Raw genomic sequence first — 14,968 nt, forward strand, 5'->3', positions numbered from 1 at the left:
CTTAGATTGACACAGAAATTTTATGACAAGGAGGAAACGCTAGCATGCAAACAGAAATAAAGCAAGTAGTTGATGAATTACATAATATCCTGCGGCAAGATCAGCTCAGCACCAATGAAACAATCCTGCAGGAACACAGCAGTGATGAATCCTACCACACTCCAAGCCCGCCAGATGCCGTGGTTTTTCCCGAAACCACCGCAGAGGTCAGCGAAGTGGTTAAACTTGCAGATAAGCTCGGAGTTCCGATCGTGCCTTACGGATTGGGCTCCAGCCTGGAGGGGCATGTGATTCCATCAGCTTACTGCATAACGATTGATTTTTCCTTGATGAATCAGATTTTGGAAGTGCGGGAGAAAGATTTCCTGGTCCGTGTGCAGCCGGGAGTGACCCGCACGCAACTGGATAAAGAATTGAAGAAATACGGCATGTTTTTCCCTGTCGACCCTGGGGCAGATGCAACCCTTGGCGGCATGGCGGCAACCAATGCGAGCGGCACGATGTCTGTTCGCTATGGGATTATGCGCGACCAGGTACGTGATCTGGAAATAGTACTTGCCGACGGATCGATTATTCGTTCCGGCAATATGGCGGAAAAATCGTCTTCCGGGTATCATTTGAACGGGTTATTCGTCGGCTCGGAAGGGACCTTGGGCTGTTTCACCGAATTAACACTCAAAGTACACGGTATCCCGGAACAAATAATGGCTGCACGCGCCTCTTTTCCTTCAGTGGATGAAGCTGTCGAGGCTGTTGTTGCCATCCAGCAGGCAGGAGTACCAGTGGCGAGGATGGAACTGGTCGACGAACCTTCGATGACGCAAGCGAACCTGTATAGTGACACGGATTACAAAGAGGTACCTACCTTATTTCTGGAATTTCACGGGAACGAAGCCGGGTTGAAACACGATATCGAATTTACAGAGGAAATTATGAAGGATTTTGGTTGTCTGGAAGTCGCGTTTGAAACAGATACAGCAGGGCGCAACAAACTCTGGGAAGCCCGGCATAATCTGCTCTATGCCTATGTGCACGGCTATCCCGGAAGAAAACTGATGATTACCGATGTATGTCTGCCTGTCTCTGAGCTGGCTGGTGCCCTGCGCCATGCACGTGAGCAGGTGGAAAAACATGGCCTGCCAGGCGGTATTACCGGCCATGTTGGCGACGGAAATTATCACATCTTTTTAATGCTTGATGCTGATAATCCAGAGGAAATGAAAAAAGCAGAACGGCTTAATGAAGAGATCGTTACCTATGCACTGGAACGCGGCGGAACATGCACTGGAGAGCATGGTGTGGGAAGCGGCAAGCAGAAATACCAGCAGCAGGAACATGGAGAGGCACTTGCTGTCATGGAGAAAATCAAACAAGTCCTTGACCCGAAAAACCTGATGAATCCCGGTAAGATTATTAAAGGGAAATAGCGGGATTGTTCGTATAGGTTGGTTCTTTCATAATAAGACCCTGTTCGTAAGTTTTGTTGCTTGTTAAATTCGTAGTCGATGGAAAATGCGACATAAGTGCTCGTTGATCTCCGCTACGGGAAGCCGCTTTCCACGAGCAACGCTTCAGCCTCCTCGGAAGAAAACCGCTTCCTGTGGGGTTTTCAGCTGTTGCTTTTCCCGCAGGAGTCGGCTTCCCACAGCGAAGATCAACCAGCTACAGAGTGGATAGCTATTGTTTGTTTTTAAAAGGCACATCACCCAGCGGAGGAAATACCCTGAGACTCCTGCGGGATGGTAAGCATAGGTGAGACCCCACAGCGCGACAGCGCGAGGAGGCTCATCAGCGCTCAGCAGGTGCGAAGGGTATTTCCACAGCGGCGATGACACCACCGCAGTTTATTTACATCGCAGCTTTATAGACATTGCAAAACAACATTCTTTTAGAGAACAGCCAATAATAATAAGCACCTTTCCGTTTGTGGCAGGAACGGAAAGGTGCTTATTTGTGATATTAGATTTATTGTATTTATTTGATTTAACTTGGGAGTCATCCAATTTCATGTGTGGGTCTCTCAACTCCACGGATCTCACCGCGCCACATGACCTCCCAGCCTAAACCAGCACTTCCTCCTGCGTATGCTTTCCTTCAAGATATTTCGCTATTTCCAGCATGCCATACTGCCCGCTTCTGGCTTCAGCGTCACTGTTGTAGTTCGTGTTTGTATTAATGTCGTACGTGTAAATTTCTCCATTGTGATCCTGAATAAATTCGATACCGGCAATCTGAATGTCGTTTGCAGCAAGCACCTGCTCGTATTTTTCCAGAATCGGGTGCGTAAACCCTTCCCTGATTTGGAATTTCGCCGGCTGTTCGGCTTCTTCACCGACAGGGCAGAATAAATCGTCAATCGTGCAGGCATCTGCGGGACAAAGTTCGAACCCTTCCGACGTATCAACGCGCACAGCATAGAGGAATTTACCACCGACAAACTCACAGCGGGTAATCGAAGCATCCGGTGACTCAATATACTCCTGGATAAGCGTGATTCCGTCCACAGGCTCTTCAAAACTCTCACTCTCAAGGTATTGCTGCAGCCCCTCTACAGAATGGAAAAGCTGAACACCCAGCCCTTTTCCGGCGCGATTATGCTTGGTGATGAATCTTTTTCCTTCAAAGGAGGCTGCCGCTTCAAGCAGTTCTTCTTTTCCGACGGCCGCAATGGTTTTCGGTGTTTTTACGCCAAACTTTTCCAGTTCCAGATACTGCCGGACTTTGCTCAGCTCCAGCTGAAGTGCTCCGCTGCCATTGATGACGGTTCTCCCGTGCTGTTCCAGCCATGCCAAGACAGCATTCGTCAGTTCCGGTGCAAAGCGGTTGCCGCGCGTATGGGAGGAAGCGCTCATGCGATTATAAAAAATCCCCTCCGGCGGCACGGATGTCAAGTCGACTTTTCCGCTGTCCAGCAGCCAGTCTTCGTATGGAATTCCTAGCTCTTCCAAACGCTGAATCAAATGATCGGTCCATTCTTTGTTTTCGTGAATTACATATATTTTACTCATTTCATTCACTCCCTATAATTAGTTGCGCAGTTCTTCCACTTTCGGCATTACTTGTCTCGAGAACCGTTCCAGCTCCTCTTTCTGCGGAGAGCTTTGCAGCAGCAATAAGTCCACGCCGGCTTCTTCAAATGCCAGGATTTCCCTAGCGATTTGTTCCGGTGTGCCGACCAGATTCGGTCGCAGCCCGCGGTTGGAAACTGAATAATCCTGCAGTTGAATCTGCTGCTCCAGCTGGGATTTTGAGGTGAAATCCTTAAATCCCGAATAGCCACTCGTATCTTTCACATCCGTAATTCGCTTCAATTCTTCCTGTGCCTCTTCCTCGGTGTCCCGGCAGATCACATAAGCCGCCATGCCGAATGACTGCAGCTGCTCACGGCCGGCTTTCTTTCTGCGCTCTTTCATATCAGTAATTTTCGCTTCGGCTTCTTCCACTGTATGTCCGTGAATGACATACGCATCACAAAGCGAGGAAATTACCTGCTTGCCTTTGTCACTTTCACCGCCGGCATACAAAACAGGGTTCGGTCGCTGCAGGGGTTTAGGGGCAAGTTTTGTATCCTCAATTTTATAGAACTTGCCGTCATAGGAAAACGTTTCTTCGGTCCACAAGCCCTTTAAAATTTCCAGGAACTCAGTCGTCCGCTCATACCGCTCATCATGCTCGGTAAAATCCCCGCCGTATTGTTTGGCTTCTTCTGCCCACCATCCGGATACGACATTTAATGTAAAACGTCCATTGCTGATATGGTCAATATTCGCGGCCATTTTTGCCGTGACAGCCGGGTTATGAAATACCGGCCGGACCGCAGTCATAATTTCAATTTTTTCCGTAACGGCAGCAAGGGCAGCCGCTGTGGACCAGGCTTCTATGGAATCCGCGTCGGTTCCTTTGATATCGTTTAAATACAGTTCTGCAATTAAGGTGGTGTCATATCCCCACTTCTCCGCAGATTGAATTACATCTTTCGCATACTCATACGTCGGAGGCATTTGCTCATCTTCCACGTTTCGCAGCCACCCGCCAAAAATCGGAAGCCAAAATCCATATCGCACAAACTCCACTCTCCTTCTTTATCTTTTTCCATTACAAAAGGCCCTTTTCCAGATAAGAAAAGAGCCTGACATTCGAAAATGGTTGCATCTCTTCTTATCTCCCAGACACTTTGCCTGATGGAATTGGCACAGTATTCGTTACGAACCTGTTGCCGAGGCTTCAAAGGGCCATGTCCCTCCACCTCTCTGGATAAGAAAATCTATATAATTATCAACCTATAATAAAGGTAATTTTCAGTAATGTCAAGCGAAGGAAAGAACTCTTTTTATAAACTTATGCTGCTCTTTTTCTTTTTGTTTGGACATTCTCACTCCTTAAAAAATTAATCTTATCTGTTTACTTATGTTTAACTAAGTATATCACATACATTAAAACAATACCATTCCACTGTCTCGCAGGATCATCTGCAAAAAACTGCGTCAAGAACCCCTACCCTAAACAAAATAAAATGCCTTCCAAACTCTCCACGTTCCATCGCTTTTCTCTCCCTTCACAAAAATTCTAAAATTACTTGCTGTATTTCCATTGACCTTTCTCTAATTTGTGTTATATTTAAGATGTAATTTAATTGAGAATGAATATCATTCTTAATTAGAGCAGTTTGAAAATGATACTTATTATTAATAACCGAAAATAGAGAGAAATGGGGAGCACAGTAAAATCTCCAGCTTTTTTTCCAAGAAGAGGTCGATACATGGTGATACGCTACCCTAGTTTTAGCACTCATCGTATTATCTTGCAGCTGTTTTTTAGTGGTGCGGCTTTTATACTATTCCTTTAGGTTGTTTAACGTTTAGTAATATTGTAAGCTCTGTCTCTATTTTCTTCGCATAGCAGAACAGCCTTATTCAGAACATGCGTTCATGGATGTTTCTAATATATAATGAATAAATTTCAGTTACGAACCAGAACAACAAGTTATGAGGTTTAAGAATGAAACTATGGATATTAATAATTGTAACGATGATTCTATCAGTGATATCACTATTTATAGGTGCGATAGATATTACCTTAAGTGACTTGCTGGACCCGGATTCGGATGAGATGCAAATCTTTTTAATAAGCCGATTGCCCCGGTTATTGGCAATAATAATGGCAGGCGCAGGAATGAGTATAGCTGGTCTGATTATGCAAAGTCTGAGTCGAAATAAATTTGTATCTCCAACAACAGCCGGAACATTGGATGCTGCTAAACTGGGGATCATGATATCGATGCTGTTTATTACAAATGTCACGTACACACAGCAAATTATCTTCAGTTTCGTGTTCTCTTTAGCAGGCACTTTCCTTTTTATGCAAATCCTGGAACGAATTAAATTTAAAGATGTTATATTTGTTCCATTAATTGGGCTTATGTATGGGAATATTCTAGGCTCTATTACTGTATTTTTCGGTTATGAAGCTAATATTCTCCAAAACCTTCAATCTTGGTTTATGGGCAGCTTCACAACAATTATTGCTGGTCGTTATGAGTTATTATATATAAGTATTCCAGCTATAGTTCTCGCTTATATCTATGCAAATAAGTTCACCGTTGCCGGTATGGGAGAGGATCTGGCGAAGAACTTAGGTATGAGTTATAAGCTGGTCCTTAATTTAGGTCTTATGCTTGTCGCAATTATTTCTACATCTGTCGTACTAACTGTCGGTGTTATTCCGTTTTTAGGTCTTATCGTACCTAACATCGTATCTATTTTTCAGGGAGATAACATTCGTAAAACAATACCTCTTACAATGGTACTTGGGGTTGCATTTTTATTAATTTGCGACATAATCGGCCGTATCATCGTACATCCGTATGAGATACCAGTAAACGTTACAGTGGCAGTAATTGGCAGTGCAATCTTCTTAATTTTGTTATTTAGGGGGAGAGCATATGCAAAGAATTAGTAAGAGGTTGATTTTCTTAGCAGTACTGGCAATGATTAGTGTTCTATTATACGCATTTTATGATATAAAGGGTGGTTTTGATTACGCCTTTCCCAGACGTGTTCTTCGTATAGCGGCAATGGTGGTTACAGGAGTAGCTATTTCTTATGCAACAGTTGCTTTCCAGACCATTACACAAAACCGTATATTAACCCCTTCCATTATGGGGGTTGACTCCATGTATGAAGTAGTGCAGACACTAATTTTTTTCCTTGCAGGATCTACGTCGATTTGGGTAATAAATAACTATTTAAATTTTGGTGCAGCACTTATTGCAATGGTTCTATTTGCGCTTGTTTTATACCGATTTCTATTCAGAACAAATAAATATCCAATCTATTTACTGCTGCTAATTGGTATAATTTTAGGAACGCTTCTCGGGAGTTTGGTAACTTTTCTCCAGGTTTTAATTGATCCTGTTGAATATATGAGCTTACAAACATTCTTATTTGCAAGTTTCATGGATGTTAAAGCAGAAGTTTTGTATATTGCGATTGCCATCTTATTCGCTGCATTTATTTACGGCCATCGTATTATGGATCAGCTGGATGTTATGTCGCTTGGTCGTGAAAATGCAATGAATCTTGGTATTAATTACGACCGTATGGTAATGAATGTGTTAATTTTAGCATCGGTGTTGATTGCTACGTCAACAGCCTTAGTTGGTCCGATTACATTCTTAGGTTTATTGGTAGCAAACTTGTCCTACCAATATTTGGTTACATATAAGCACTCCACCCTCATTTTAGGTGCAAGTCTTATAAGTATTATTGCGTTAGTAGGGGGACAATTTATTGTTGAACATATATTTGAATTGCGTACGACATTGAGTGTTATTATTAATTTCATTGGTGGTATTTACTTCATTTACTTACTATTAAAGGAAAGCAGGGCGATAAAATGATTAAAATCAAAGAGTTGACAAAGCAATTTGGTAAAAAGAATGTTGTAGATAACGTTTCAATAAACATTAAGCCCGGGACGATAACGTCATTTATTGGTCCGAATGGAGCTGGTAAATCTACATTATTGTCAATGGTGAGCCGGTTATTGGACTCTGATACCGGTGAAGTATTACTTGACCAAAATAATGTGAAAAAGTGGAAGTCGAATGAGTTTGCAAAACGTGTTTCCATTTTAAAACAGTCCAACTTTTTAAATGTACGTTTAACTGTACGTGAATTAATTTCATTTGGCCGTTATCCGTATTCTAAAGGCCGCTTGACAGCGGAAGATGAAAAGTTCATCGATCAGGCTATTGATTATATGAATTTACATGATATGGAGGACCAGTTGATTGATGAGTTATCCGGCGGGCAGAAACAGCGTGCTTTTATCGCGATGGTAATTGCTCAGGATACAGAATATATATTACTTGATGAGCCCTTAAACAACTTGGACATGAAGCATTCTGTACAAATTATGAAAACACTAAGGAAGCTTGTAAACGAGCTTGGTAAAACAGTTGTTATTGTTTTACATGATATTAATTTTGCATCTGTCTATTCAGATCGTATTGTCGCCTTAAAGGATGGAAAATTAGTGAAAAACGGTCCGACAAATGAAATCATTAACTCCCAAACCCTGCGTGAAATTTATGGAATGGATATACCAATTCAGGAACAGAACGGTTGCCGTATTTGTGTATATTTTAATGCTCATGCTAATTAGTCGGAATAATAAACGCATTTTTAAGCCTGTCAGCCCGTATAAACGTAGTCTTCTTCGTTATGTGCGGGCTGTTGTATATTACAAACAGCCTTTATTAAAGATGGTATGCCACATTATCAGAAAACTTGGCTTTTCGCCAAGCCTTTATGGCGAAAGCCTTAGTTGCACTTATGCAGGATAAGAAAGTTTTATGCTTTCTTATCTGCTAAAGTAACTTAAAATTTTTGTTTGAATTTTTTAGAAAAAATTTGTAGAGGGTATTGACGGCAACGATTAATAATTCTATAATGATTATAGCCTTAATTGAGAATGATTATCATTATTAATTGGATGGCTAATATAATATTAGGAGGAAGAAATATTATGCAAAAAAGGATATTACTTGGCATTACATTTGCAATGCTAGTGCTCTTTCTCGTAGCTTGTGGTTCTAATGAATCCGCTAATGAAGAAGGAAATACAGCTTCTGGTGGGGAAGAAACAACGGAAGAGGCTGCAGATGAGAATACAGATGAGAGCGCAGAAGAATCTGGTTCTACATATCCAATGACAGTTTCTTCAACCCTTTCTTCACATGAAAGCAGAGATGGAACTCAAAGTAATTTTGAAGATGTAAATTTCGAGTCCCAGCCTGAAAATATTGTTGTATTTGATTATGGTTTCTTAGATACACTGGATGCACTTGGTATTGAAGGGATTGTTGGGGTTCCTAAAGGAGCTACCTTACCAACTCACCTTGAGGATTACAATTCAGATGAGTATACAAATATCGGTACATTAAAAGAACCGCTACTTGAAGATATTGCAGCATTAGAGCCGGATGTAATTTTTATTTCTGGTCGCCAAGCTGCATTCTATGATCAATTGAAAGAAATTACTCCTAATGTAGTATTCGTGGGTGCTGATCAAGAAAACTATTGGGAAACATTTACAGCTTCTGTAGATTTAGCTGCGAAAATGTTCGATAAACAAGAAGAAGCTGAAGAACATATGGCTGAGTTAAATTCTAAAATAGAAGAAATCAATAGCCTTGCTGGAAATTATGACTCAAGCTTAGTAACGTTGTACAATGAAGGTCAATTATCCGGATATTCAACGCCATCTCGTTTTGGGTACATTTATGATGTATACGGATTCCAGCCGGTGACAGAAGATATCGAATCTTCAAGCCACGGTTCTAACTTTGGATATGAAGCAGTTTTAGAATTCGATCCACAAGTGCTGTTCGTCATCGACCGTACTGCAGCCATTAGCGAGGGTAATTCAAATATTGAAGCTGACATGGAAAATGAGATTATTCAGCAAACTACTGCTTATCAAAATGACCAAATTGTTTACTTAGACGGCCAACTATGGTACTTAGGTGGCTCCGGTTTACAATCTGAGCTTACAAAAATGGAAGAATTATTAGCTGAGTTGGAATAAGTTAAATCCCTATAACCTATTAAAGAAGGCAGCCAAATGGCTGCCTTCTTTAATCACGAAAACTTATTCTTTTGTGTTATTCAGTCAATAGCGGATAAAACCCTTCCTCATTATGGGTTTCCGTACCAACAAGCGCAGGGTTAAACACACAGACCATGCGCATTTGTGTCGTTGCACGCAAGCGGTGTTTGTCATTCTCATCCAGGAGATACATCGTCCCTGCCTTGATTTCAAATACCTCGCCAGTCTCCACTTTTTCAATTTCCCCTTCGCCTTCAATACAGTAAACTGCTTCAATATGGTGTTTATACCAGAAAAAATTGTCGGTGCCGGCTTTGATAATTGTATCATTCATGCTGAAGCCAACCCCGTCTTTATTCAGGATAAACCGGCGACTCGTCCAGTTCTCTGAAGATGTCTCGTCTTCGGTGCCAATAATGTTGTCCAGTGATTTAATAATCAATTCTCATTCTCCTCATCTTTACACATATTTTTATTTAGTCAATGCTTGCTGGATGCTGTCTTCCAGAATCGCCAGTCCTTTTTCCAGTCCGTCCCTATCAATGATGAGCGGCGGAAGGAATTTGACCACTTCATCATCTGGTCCTGATGTTTCCACAATCAGACCGCGCTTAAACGCTTCTGCACAAATGTCGCTGGCAAGATCTTCTTTATCCATAGCAATTCCTTGCATCAATCCTCTGCCTCTGGCTTCACCGTTCATTTCCGGGTATTTTTCAATCAGCGCTTGAATCACTTCACTTAGGTACGCTCCCTTTTCCTGCACATCCTTGCTGAATGCATCGGTTTCCCAGCGAGTCAGTGCTTCGGTGGCAGCAATGAAGGCCAGATTATTTCCGCGGAAGGTTCCATTATGCTCACCAGGCCCCCACTGGTCGTATTCCGGCTTAATCAGTGTGATTGCCATAGGCAAGCCAAAGCCGCCGATGGATTTGGAAAGGCAGACGACATCCGGTTTGATGCCGGCTGGTTCGAAGCTGAAGAACGTCCCGGTTCGCCCGTTCCCTGCCTGAACATCATCAACAATCAGCAGGATATCCCAGCGCCGGCAAATTTTCTCAATAGCTTTTAGCCATTCCATCCTTGCTGCGTTAATGCCGCCTTCACCTTGAACAGTCTCCAGAATAATCGCCGCCGGCAGGGCAACCCCGCTGCCGCTGTCTTCCAGAAAGCGTTCCAGATAGGCAATGGAATCCTGGTCCTCGACATACTCATCAAATGGCATGGAAACGGTGTGATGGAGCGGAACCCCTGCTCCGTGCCGCTTAAATGAATTCGCCGTAACAGAAAGCGACCCGATCGTCATGCCGTGAAATGCATTCGTAAAGCTAATCACAGTATCACGGCCGGTCACTTTCCTGGCAATTTTCAATGCACTTTCCACCGTGTTAGTTCCAGTCGGTCCAGGAAACATGATCTTATAATCCAGATCACGGGGTGTTAGAATAACCTCTTTGAAGCGTTCCAGAAAGTCTTTTCTTGGGGTTGTGCCCATATCGAGGCTGTGAATAATCCCATCATTTTTAATATATTCAATCACTTTTTCCTGCATCTTATCATCATTGTGACCATAATTCATGGTCCCTGCCCCTGCAAAAAAATCGATATATTCCTTTCCATCCGTATCCCACAGCTTATAGCCCTTGGCTTTTTCAAAAATTGCCGGCCAGCCTCGGCTGTAGCTTCTTACGGCGGATTCTATTTCTTCAAAGGTTTTCATTTTCATATCCTTTACTGCTGTTGTCATCCAATCATCCTTTTATCATGATATTTTTTTGCTGCTAAACAAATAAGAAATTACTGCACATTGTGGATAGCCAAACCCAGCATATGCCTCGGCCAGCTCCAGCGCTAAAGCTGTAGTGGACTTCCTTCACCTCCGTACGATAAGTCAACATCGGCTCGTAAAGAAAAGGAAGGCCGACTAAAACCGGCCTTTGCGGCCAACGTCGGCACACCCCTATGAAGGGGCGTGTTTCCTTTATCTCCTCGGAAGAATGATCAGCTAAAACCGCCGCTTTGCGCGGCAACGCTGATCCACCTGGCATGGCCAGGCGCAGTCCATACGTCGCTAAACGGGCGCTTCCGCTTTTGCTTTTTGAATGGGTCCAATTTTATACAGTAATTCTTCTTCATGCCCTTCCCGCGGAAAATCATCTTCCGTGAAATAGGCATCAATTTCGCATTGGGTGTCCAACTTCTCCGCCAGTCCTTTAAACAATTTCCTGGACGGCAGATTGGATGGGGACACCGTTGCCTGCACCATCTTAATATCATGGGAAGATTCCCGGTTTAAAAGCTCAAACAGCATTTTTGTGCCAAGTCCCTGCCCGCGCTGGGAGGAATCGACAGCCACCTGCCAGATAAACAGGGTGGTTGGGTGGTCCGGATGCATAAAACCGGAAATAAAACCGACTAATTCCCCATCACGTTCGGCAACCACAGATGTCTCCGAAAAAATTTCACACCACATCAGGTAGCTGTACGACGAGTTGAGATCCAGGACACCGGTATGTTTAATCAGTTCCCAGACTGCGCCTCCATCACTTTTTTCCGGCTTACGAAAATGAAATTCTGCTTGCTCATTTTTTGTTTTTGTCAATTCACCAATTGCTCCCTTGTTAATGCTCTCACCTCCGCAAATTGCTTTTAAAAACACTCACCATTTAAGGTTAAAGGGATTGGTAAATTTCGTCAAAACGGATAAATGAGGATATAGCGTGTTTAAACAGGCTGAGCGGGGATTAGTTCTCAATAGATGAAGTTCCCTATTAATAGCTGGCAAATCATTTAAATTGTACAGATTTTTAGCTGATTTGGTTTTTCTTGGGTGGTGTTTTTGTTTTTCGGGTCGATTCCTTGCTTTCTCTGGTTGATTCGTTGACTTTCGAACTTGAAGTTGCACACCCTATATTCGATGCAACCTCCTACCGACCGCCGTTTCAGCAAAATAAAAAAGGCTGTTCGCTAAAAACAGCCTTACCGGGCTCAGCGCCAGCGCAGGGCAAGCAGCAGGCGGCAGCATTCTGTTCCTTCCAGTTGGGAGCGAAATTCCAGGCGCAGATTGTCGGGGTTGAAATCGATGTGGACATCAGAATCGATCTCTACGGAATCAATTAACTCTTTTACTTTTTCAGTGTCAGAAACCTGTGCGGCATTCATCAATTCGGCATCAAATTCCTTGGAGTTTGCCAGTTTATCAAGCACTTTGCCGGCATCACTCATCAGCCGCTTTGTCTCATTGGCTGACTGATAAAACAGGTCCGGGTTCACAGGAGGATATTGTCTCGTGTTCCAGTAAGGTCCTATATGATATGGCATGCACCAGCCGGGATGGTAAAAATAACACATAAATATTCCCCTTTTTATCCAGTCTTCTCTTAAAACTATATGCAGAGGGAGAGTGAAAGGGGTATGTATATCGCAGCCTCCCGCAAAATCACAAATGCCGCTAGTGACCAAACAGAAAGAATTCAAACCGAAAAAGACTGCTCTCAATCGAGCAGTCTTTTCCGATTAAGTTTTGAATGGGAGTTTCTTTTTATTTTTGCGGAGCGGAAGGCGTTGAAATATTGGATAACGCTTGCTCTGCATCGTTGTTCAATTGGTTGTTCACAGCAAGGTCACCAAGAGCAACCATCCCGACGACCTGCCCATTTTCAACAACAGGCAAACGGCGGATCTGCTGCTGAGACATCAGCTGTGCCGCTTCATGAACATCCATATCAGGGGTGCCCTGGACGACTTTCTGTGCTGTCATCGCCTGTGATACCGGCGTTTGTGCAGCCTCTCCCTGAGCTGTTGAACGCAAAGTAATATCGCGGTCCGTAATAATACCGGCGATTTGTCCGCTGCTATTAACAACTGGCACGGCACCAATATTGTGCTGACTCATTAAATTGGCTGCTTCCTGAACCGATTGATTCTCATTTACCGTGTATACATTGGCTGACATGAAATTTCGCAATTGCTGACTCATTAGAAAAACCTCCCTTTCACTAGTTAGGATAAGTGTTATCCAGCATATTATGAGAGGAAGTTTTTGCAATCACCTGCATACACGGTCTGAAATGCCTGGAATCACCTATCGAAAAATTTTTCCCAGATCTTTTCAAATTCAAATCGAGTGTGTTTGTTATGCCTGCTGGAGTTGGTGCGAATGGATAAACGAAAGAAGTACAAAAAAACTGCAAGCAACACAATCAGCAAAATAATCGTAACCAGGTTCATATACTTCCCTCCTGATTTTTGCTGTTTTTGACATTTTCCCAGGTAAACCACCTGCCATGCCCATCGGTTTTTGCAAGAACCTGAGCAAATGCTTTTCCCTGCAAATAATAATCCAGATGCAGATCCCTATCTTGCATATTATTGTACAGATGAAAAACATCACGTTCTCTGCCAATGTTTCCTATTTCTTGCAAGAGCTTTGTCTTTTCTGCTTTTGGCATCTGATTGGCTACATGAGTATGGAACACACAAAGCGCCGTGTCCTCCGGTATCGTGCGGGCGATTTTCGGCAGCAGTTCCACCCCATTCCCTTCCAATAATTCTAACGGCGTGTTAATGACATCATATGCAGCATCGGAAAATAATTTTCTCCTTGTCACATGCTCCGGCCAGATCAATGCCTCCAGCCAGCGGCGGTCTTCCAATTTTCGCAAGTCATTAATATGCAGGTCGACCCCAGTTCTTGAGGCAACAGGCGGACTTTCTTCAAGCAAAAATGGGACGCTGCTCCCGCTGACTTCTCCCCGTATATGTACATCAGCTCGCTCATTCCCGTACCTTTCATCCGTCCCGTAAGAATAGCTGTACTTATCCCACAGCAGTTGTAACCCTGCACTGGTTCCAATCTCGACAAGTGCCAACGGTCGTTTCGCTAATTCATAAATATAGCAGAAACTCGGGTACAAAAAACTGCAGCGCCTTACCTCATTTGTCTGCACCAGCTTATTTTCCAGCAGTCGCAAGATTTCTTCATAATAAGTATGGCAAAAATCCCGGAAATAAAGAAAGCTTCCATCTGCGTCTTCTGGATATGGAACGAGACTTTGATAAAATTTCCGCAGTTCATGCTGCTTTCCTTCCATGAGCAGATAATGGACAGCCCCGAAAAGCAAATTGGGTACCGGCTGTCCTTCCCCGGCATGTTCACACAATTTGAGCAGTATGTCATCCTCCGCTATGTTCAGGGAAAGATCTTCATATAACTGACTTGATCCCCGGCATTCATCATGGGCAAAAGTTTTAAAACGATGGGAAATATATGCTTTGTCCATGCAAGTCCCTCCTAATTTCCTGCAGCATATAGGCTGCAAAGTTTTTTGCTGTTTTCGTGTCATCTGGCATTTTGTTAGAAGCTCCAACATAATTTTTTAAACAATAAGCAACCCAATTGTAGTAGACACTCGACAACACATCCAGCGCCCATTCGCCACCTTCTTTTTTGGAAGCTACCTTACCATTTTTCAGGTAAAGTAAAACTCTACAAAGATTCAAGGTGCAGTGCAGTATACCGGTTTTATCACTATTTGCTCCTCAGCATCTTCAATATCCTGTAAAATCGACAGAAGGTAATAAGCTTTATTAATCTGTGGGAAAACGCCCTGGATGCTTTCTCCATACAGCGCCACTCCTCTTTCGATTGTCACCGTAATATGTGCTGCCAAATCAGGATCTTTTGCATGGTGACAAAGGTAATTCCCATCCTTCAGATATCTTTTTTTATGTACTTTTCACTAGCATTGCATTAATTGTAAGTGAAAATAAAAATTAATAGGAATCTTCAACTTTTAAGTGTTTTTGGCATAAAAAAACCTTTATAATGGATTTGAGGGGTGGCTCCCTGTCCAAA

16 protein-coding genes and 1 riboswitch are annotated in these 14,968 nt (G+C 43.0%); of the genes, 5 read left to right on the plus strand and 11 right to left on the minus strand.

Features of this window, described 5'->3' with window-relative positions:
* Window positions 1–44 precede the first annotated feature (44 nt).
* Window positions 45–1,427, plus strand: a complete 1,383-nt coding sequence (locus tag CEG13_RS07015; protein ID WP_100011160.1) for an FAD-binding oxidoreductase — start codon at window positions 45–47, stop codon at window positions 1,425–1,427.
* Between the two features lie 633 nt (window positions 1,428–2,060).
* On the opposite strand, the gene CEG13_RS07020 is transcribed toward CEG13_RS07015, so the two are convergent.
* Together CEG13_RS07020 and CEG13_RS07025 are read right to left on the minus strand one after the other, a co-directional pair.
* The gene (locus tag CEG13_RS07020) at window positions 2,061–3,008 is read right to left on the minus strand and encodes an ATP-grasp domain-containing protein (protein ID WP_100011161.1); all 948 of its coding nucleotides are present in this window, start codon (window positions 3,006–3,008) and stop codon (window positions 2,061–2,063) included.
* Between the two features lie 18 nt (window positions 3,009–3,026).
* Window positions 3,027–4,064, minus strand: coding sequence for an LLM class flavin-dependent oxidoreductase (locus CEG13_RS07025; RefSeq protein ID WP_100011162.1), 1,038 nt, complete (start codon window positions 4,062–4,064; stop codon window positions 3,027–3,029).
* Window positions 4,065–4,155: 91 nt separating this feature from the next.
* Window positions 4,156–4,261: riboswitch (SAM riboswitch) on the minus strand.
* 737 nt (window positions 4,262–4,998) lie between these two features.
* Here CEG13_RS07025 and CEG13_RS07030 point away from each other — a divergent pair.
* From CEG13_RS07030 to CEG13_RS07045, 4 genes are all read left to right on the plus strand, one after another.
* Window positions 4,999–5,955, plus strand: coding sequence for an ABC transporter permease (locus CEG13_RS07030; RefSeq protein ID WP_100011163.1), 957 nt, complete (start codon window positions 4,999–5,001; stop codon window positions 5,953–5,955).
* On the plus strand, window positions 5,942–6,898 hold the full coding sequence (locus CEG13_RS07035; RefSeq protein WP_100011164.1) for an iron chelate uptake ABC transporter family permease subunit: 957 nt from the start codon (window positions 5,942–5,944) through the stop codon (window positions 6,896–6,898). Before CEG13_RS07030 ends, CEG13_RS07035 begins: the two co-directional genes overlap by 14 nt.
* Window positions 6,895–7,665: an iron ABC transporter ATP-binding protein gene (locus tag CEG13_RS07040; protein WP_100011165.1), complete on the plus strand. Its 771-nt coding sequence runs from the start codon at window positions 6,895–6,897 to the stop codon at window positions 7,663–7,665. Before CEG13_RS07035 ends, CEG13_RS07040 begins: the two co-directional genes overlap by 4 nt.
* Before the next feature lie 363 nt (window positions 7,666–8,028).
* Window positions 8,029–9,090: a siderophore ABC transporter substrate-binding protein gene (locus tag CEG13_RS07045; protein ID WP_100011166.1), complete on the plus strand. Its 1,062-nt coding sequence runs from the start codon at window positions 8,029–8,031 to the stop codon at window positions 9,088–9,090.
* A 76-nt stretch (window positions 9,091–9,166) separates the two neighbouring features.
* Here the strand turns inward: CEG13_RS07045 and CEG13_RS07050 are convergent, their stop codons facing one another.
* From CEG13_RS07050 to CEG13_RS18720, 9 genes are all read right to left on the minus strand, one after another.
* A complete protein-coding gene (locus tag CEG13_RS07050) occupies window positions 9,167–9,553 on the minus strand; it encodes an ectoine synthase (protein ID WP_100011167.1) in 387 nt (128 codons plus the stop codon).
* Window positions 9,554–9,583: 30 nt separating this feature from the next.
* On the minus strand, window positions 9,584–10,858 hold the full coding sequence (gene ectB / locus CEG13_RS07055; RefSeq protein WP_100011168.1) for a diaminobutyrate--2-oxoglutarate transaminase: 1,275 nt from the start codon (window positions 10,856–10,858) through the stop codon (window positions 9,584–9,586).
* Between the two features lie 324 nt (window positions 10,859–11,182).
* Window positions 11,183–11,713 (minus strand): diaminobutyrate acetyltransferase, encoded by a 531-nt coding sequence (gene ectA / locus CEG13_RS07060; RefSeq protein ID WP_100011169.1) that lies wholly within the window; start codon window positions 11,711–11,713, stop codon window positions 11,183–11,185.
* 386 nt (window positions 11,714–12,099) lie between these two features.
* Window positions 12,100–12,462, minus strand: coding sequence for a YuzC family spore coat inner layer protein (locus CEG13_RS07065; protein ID WP_100011170.1), 363 nt, complete (start codon window positions 12,460–12,462; stop codon window positions 12,100–12,102).
* Between the two features lie 190 nt (window positions 12,463–12,652).
* Window positions 12,653–13,090, minus strand: coding sequence for a CBS domain-containing protein (locus CEG13_RS07070; protein ID WP_100011171.1), 438 nt, complete (start codon window positions 13,088–13,090; stop codon window positions 12,653–12,655).
* A 101-nt stretch (window positions 13,091–13,191) separates the two neighbouring features.
* Window positions 13,192–13,341, minus strand: coding sequence for a hypothetical protein (locus tag CEG13_RS18715; RefSeq protein WP_158234655.1), 150 nt, complete (start codon window positions 13,339–13,341; stop codon window positions 13,192–13,194).
* Entirely contained in the window at window positions 13,338–14,393 is a 1,056-nt protein-coding gene (locus CEG13_RS07075) for a DUF2332 domain-containing protein (RefSeq protein ID WP_100011172.1), read from the minus strand. Before CEG13_RS07075 ends, CEG13_RS18715 begins: the two co-directional genes overlap by 4 nt.
* Window positions 14,362–14,613: an aminoglycoside adenylyltransferase domain-containing protein gene (locus CEG13_RS19345; protein WP_158234656.1), complete on the minus strand. Its 252-nt coding sequence runs from the start codon at window positions 14,611–14,613 to the stop codon at window positions 14,362–14,364. The genes CEG13_RS07075 and CEG13_RS19345 overlap by 32 nt, the downstream gene beginning before the upstream one ends.
* Window positions 14,610–14,783 carry a DUF4111 domain-containing protein gene (locus CEG13_RS18720; RefSeq protein ID WP_158234657.1) on the minus strand — a complete coding sequence of 58 codons (174 nt, stop codon included), beginning with the start codon at window positions 14,781–14,783 and terminating at the stop codon, window positions 14,610–14,612. The genes CEG13_RS19345 and CEG13_RS18720 overlap by 4 nt, the downstream gene beginning before the upstream one ends.
* Window positions 14,784–14,968 lie beyond the last annotated feature (185 nt).

Origin of the sequence: Lentibacillus sediminis, from assembly GCF_002763455.1 — a bacterium.
In the GTDB taxonomy this organism is placed as follows: domain Bacteria; phylum Bacillota; class Bacilli; order Bacillales; family Amphibacillaceae; genus Lentibacillus_D; species Lentibacillus_D sediminis_A.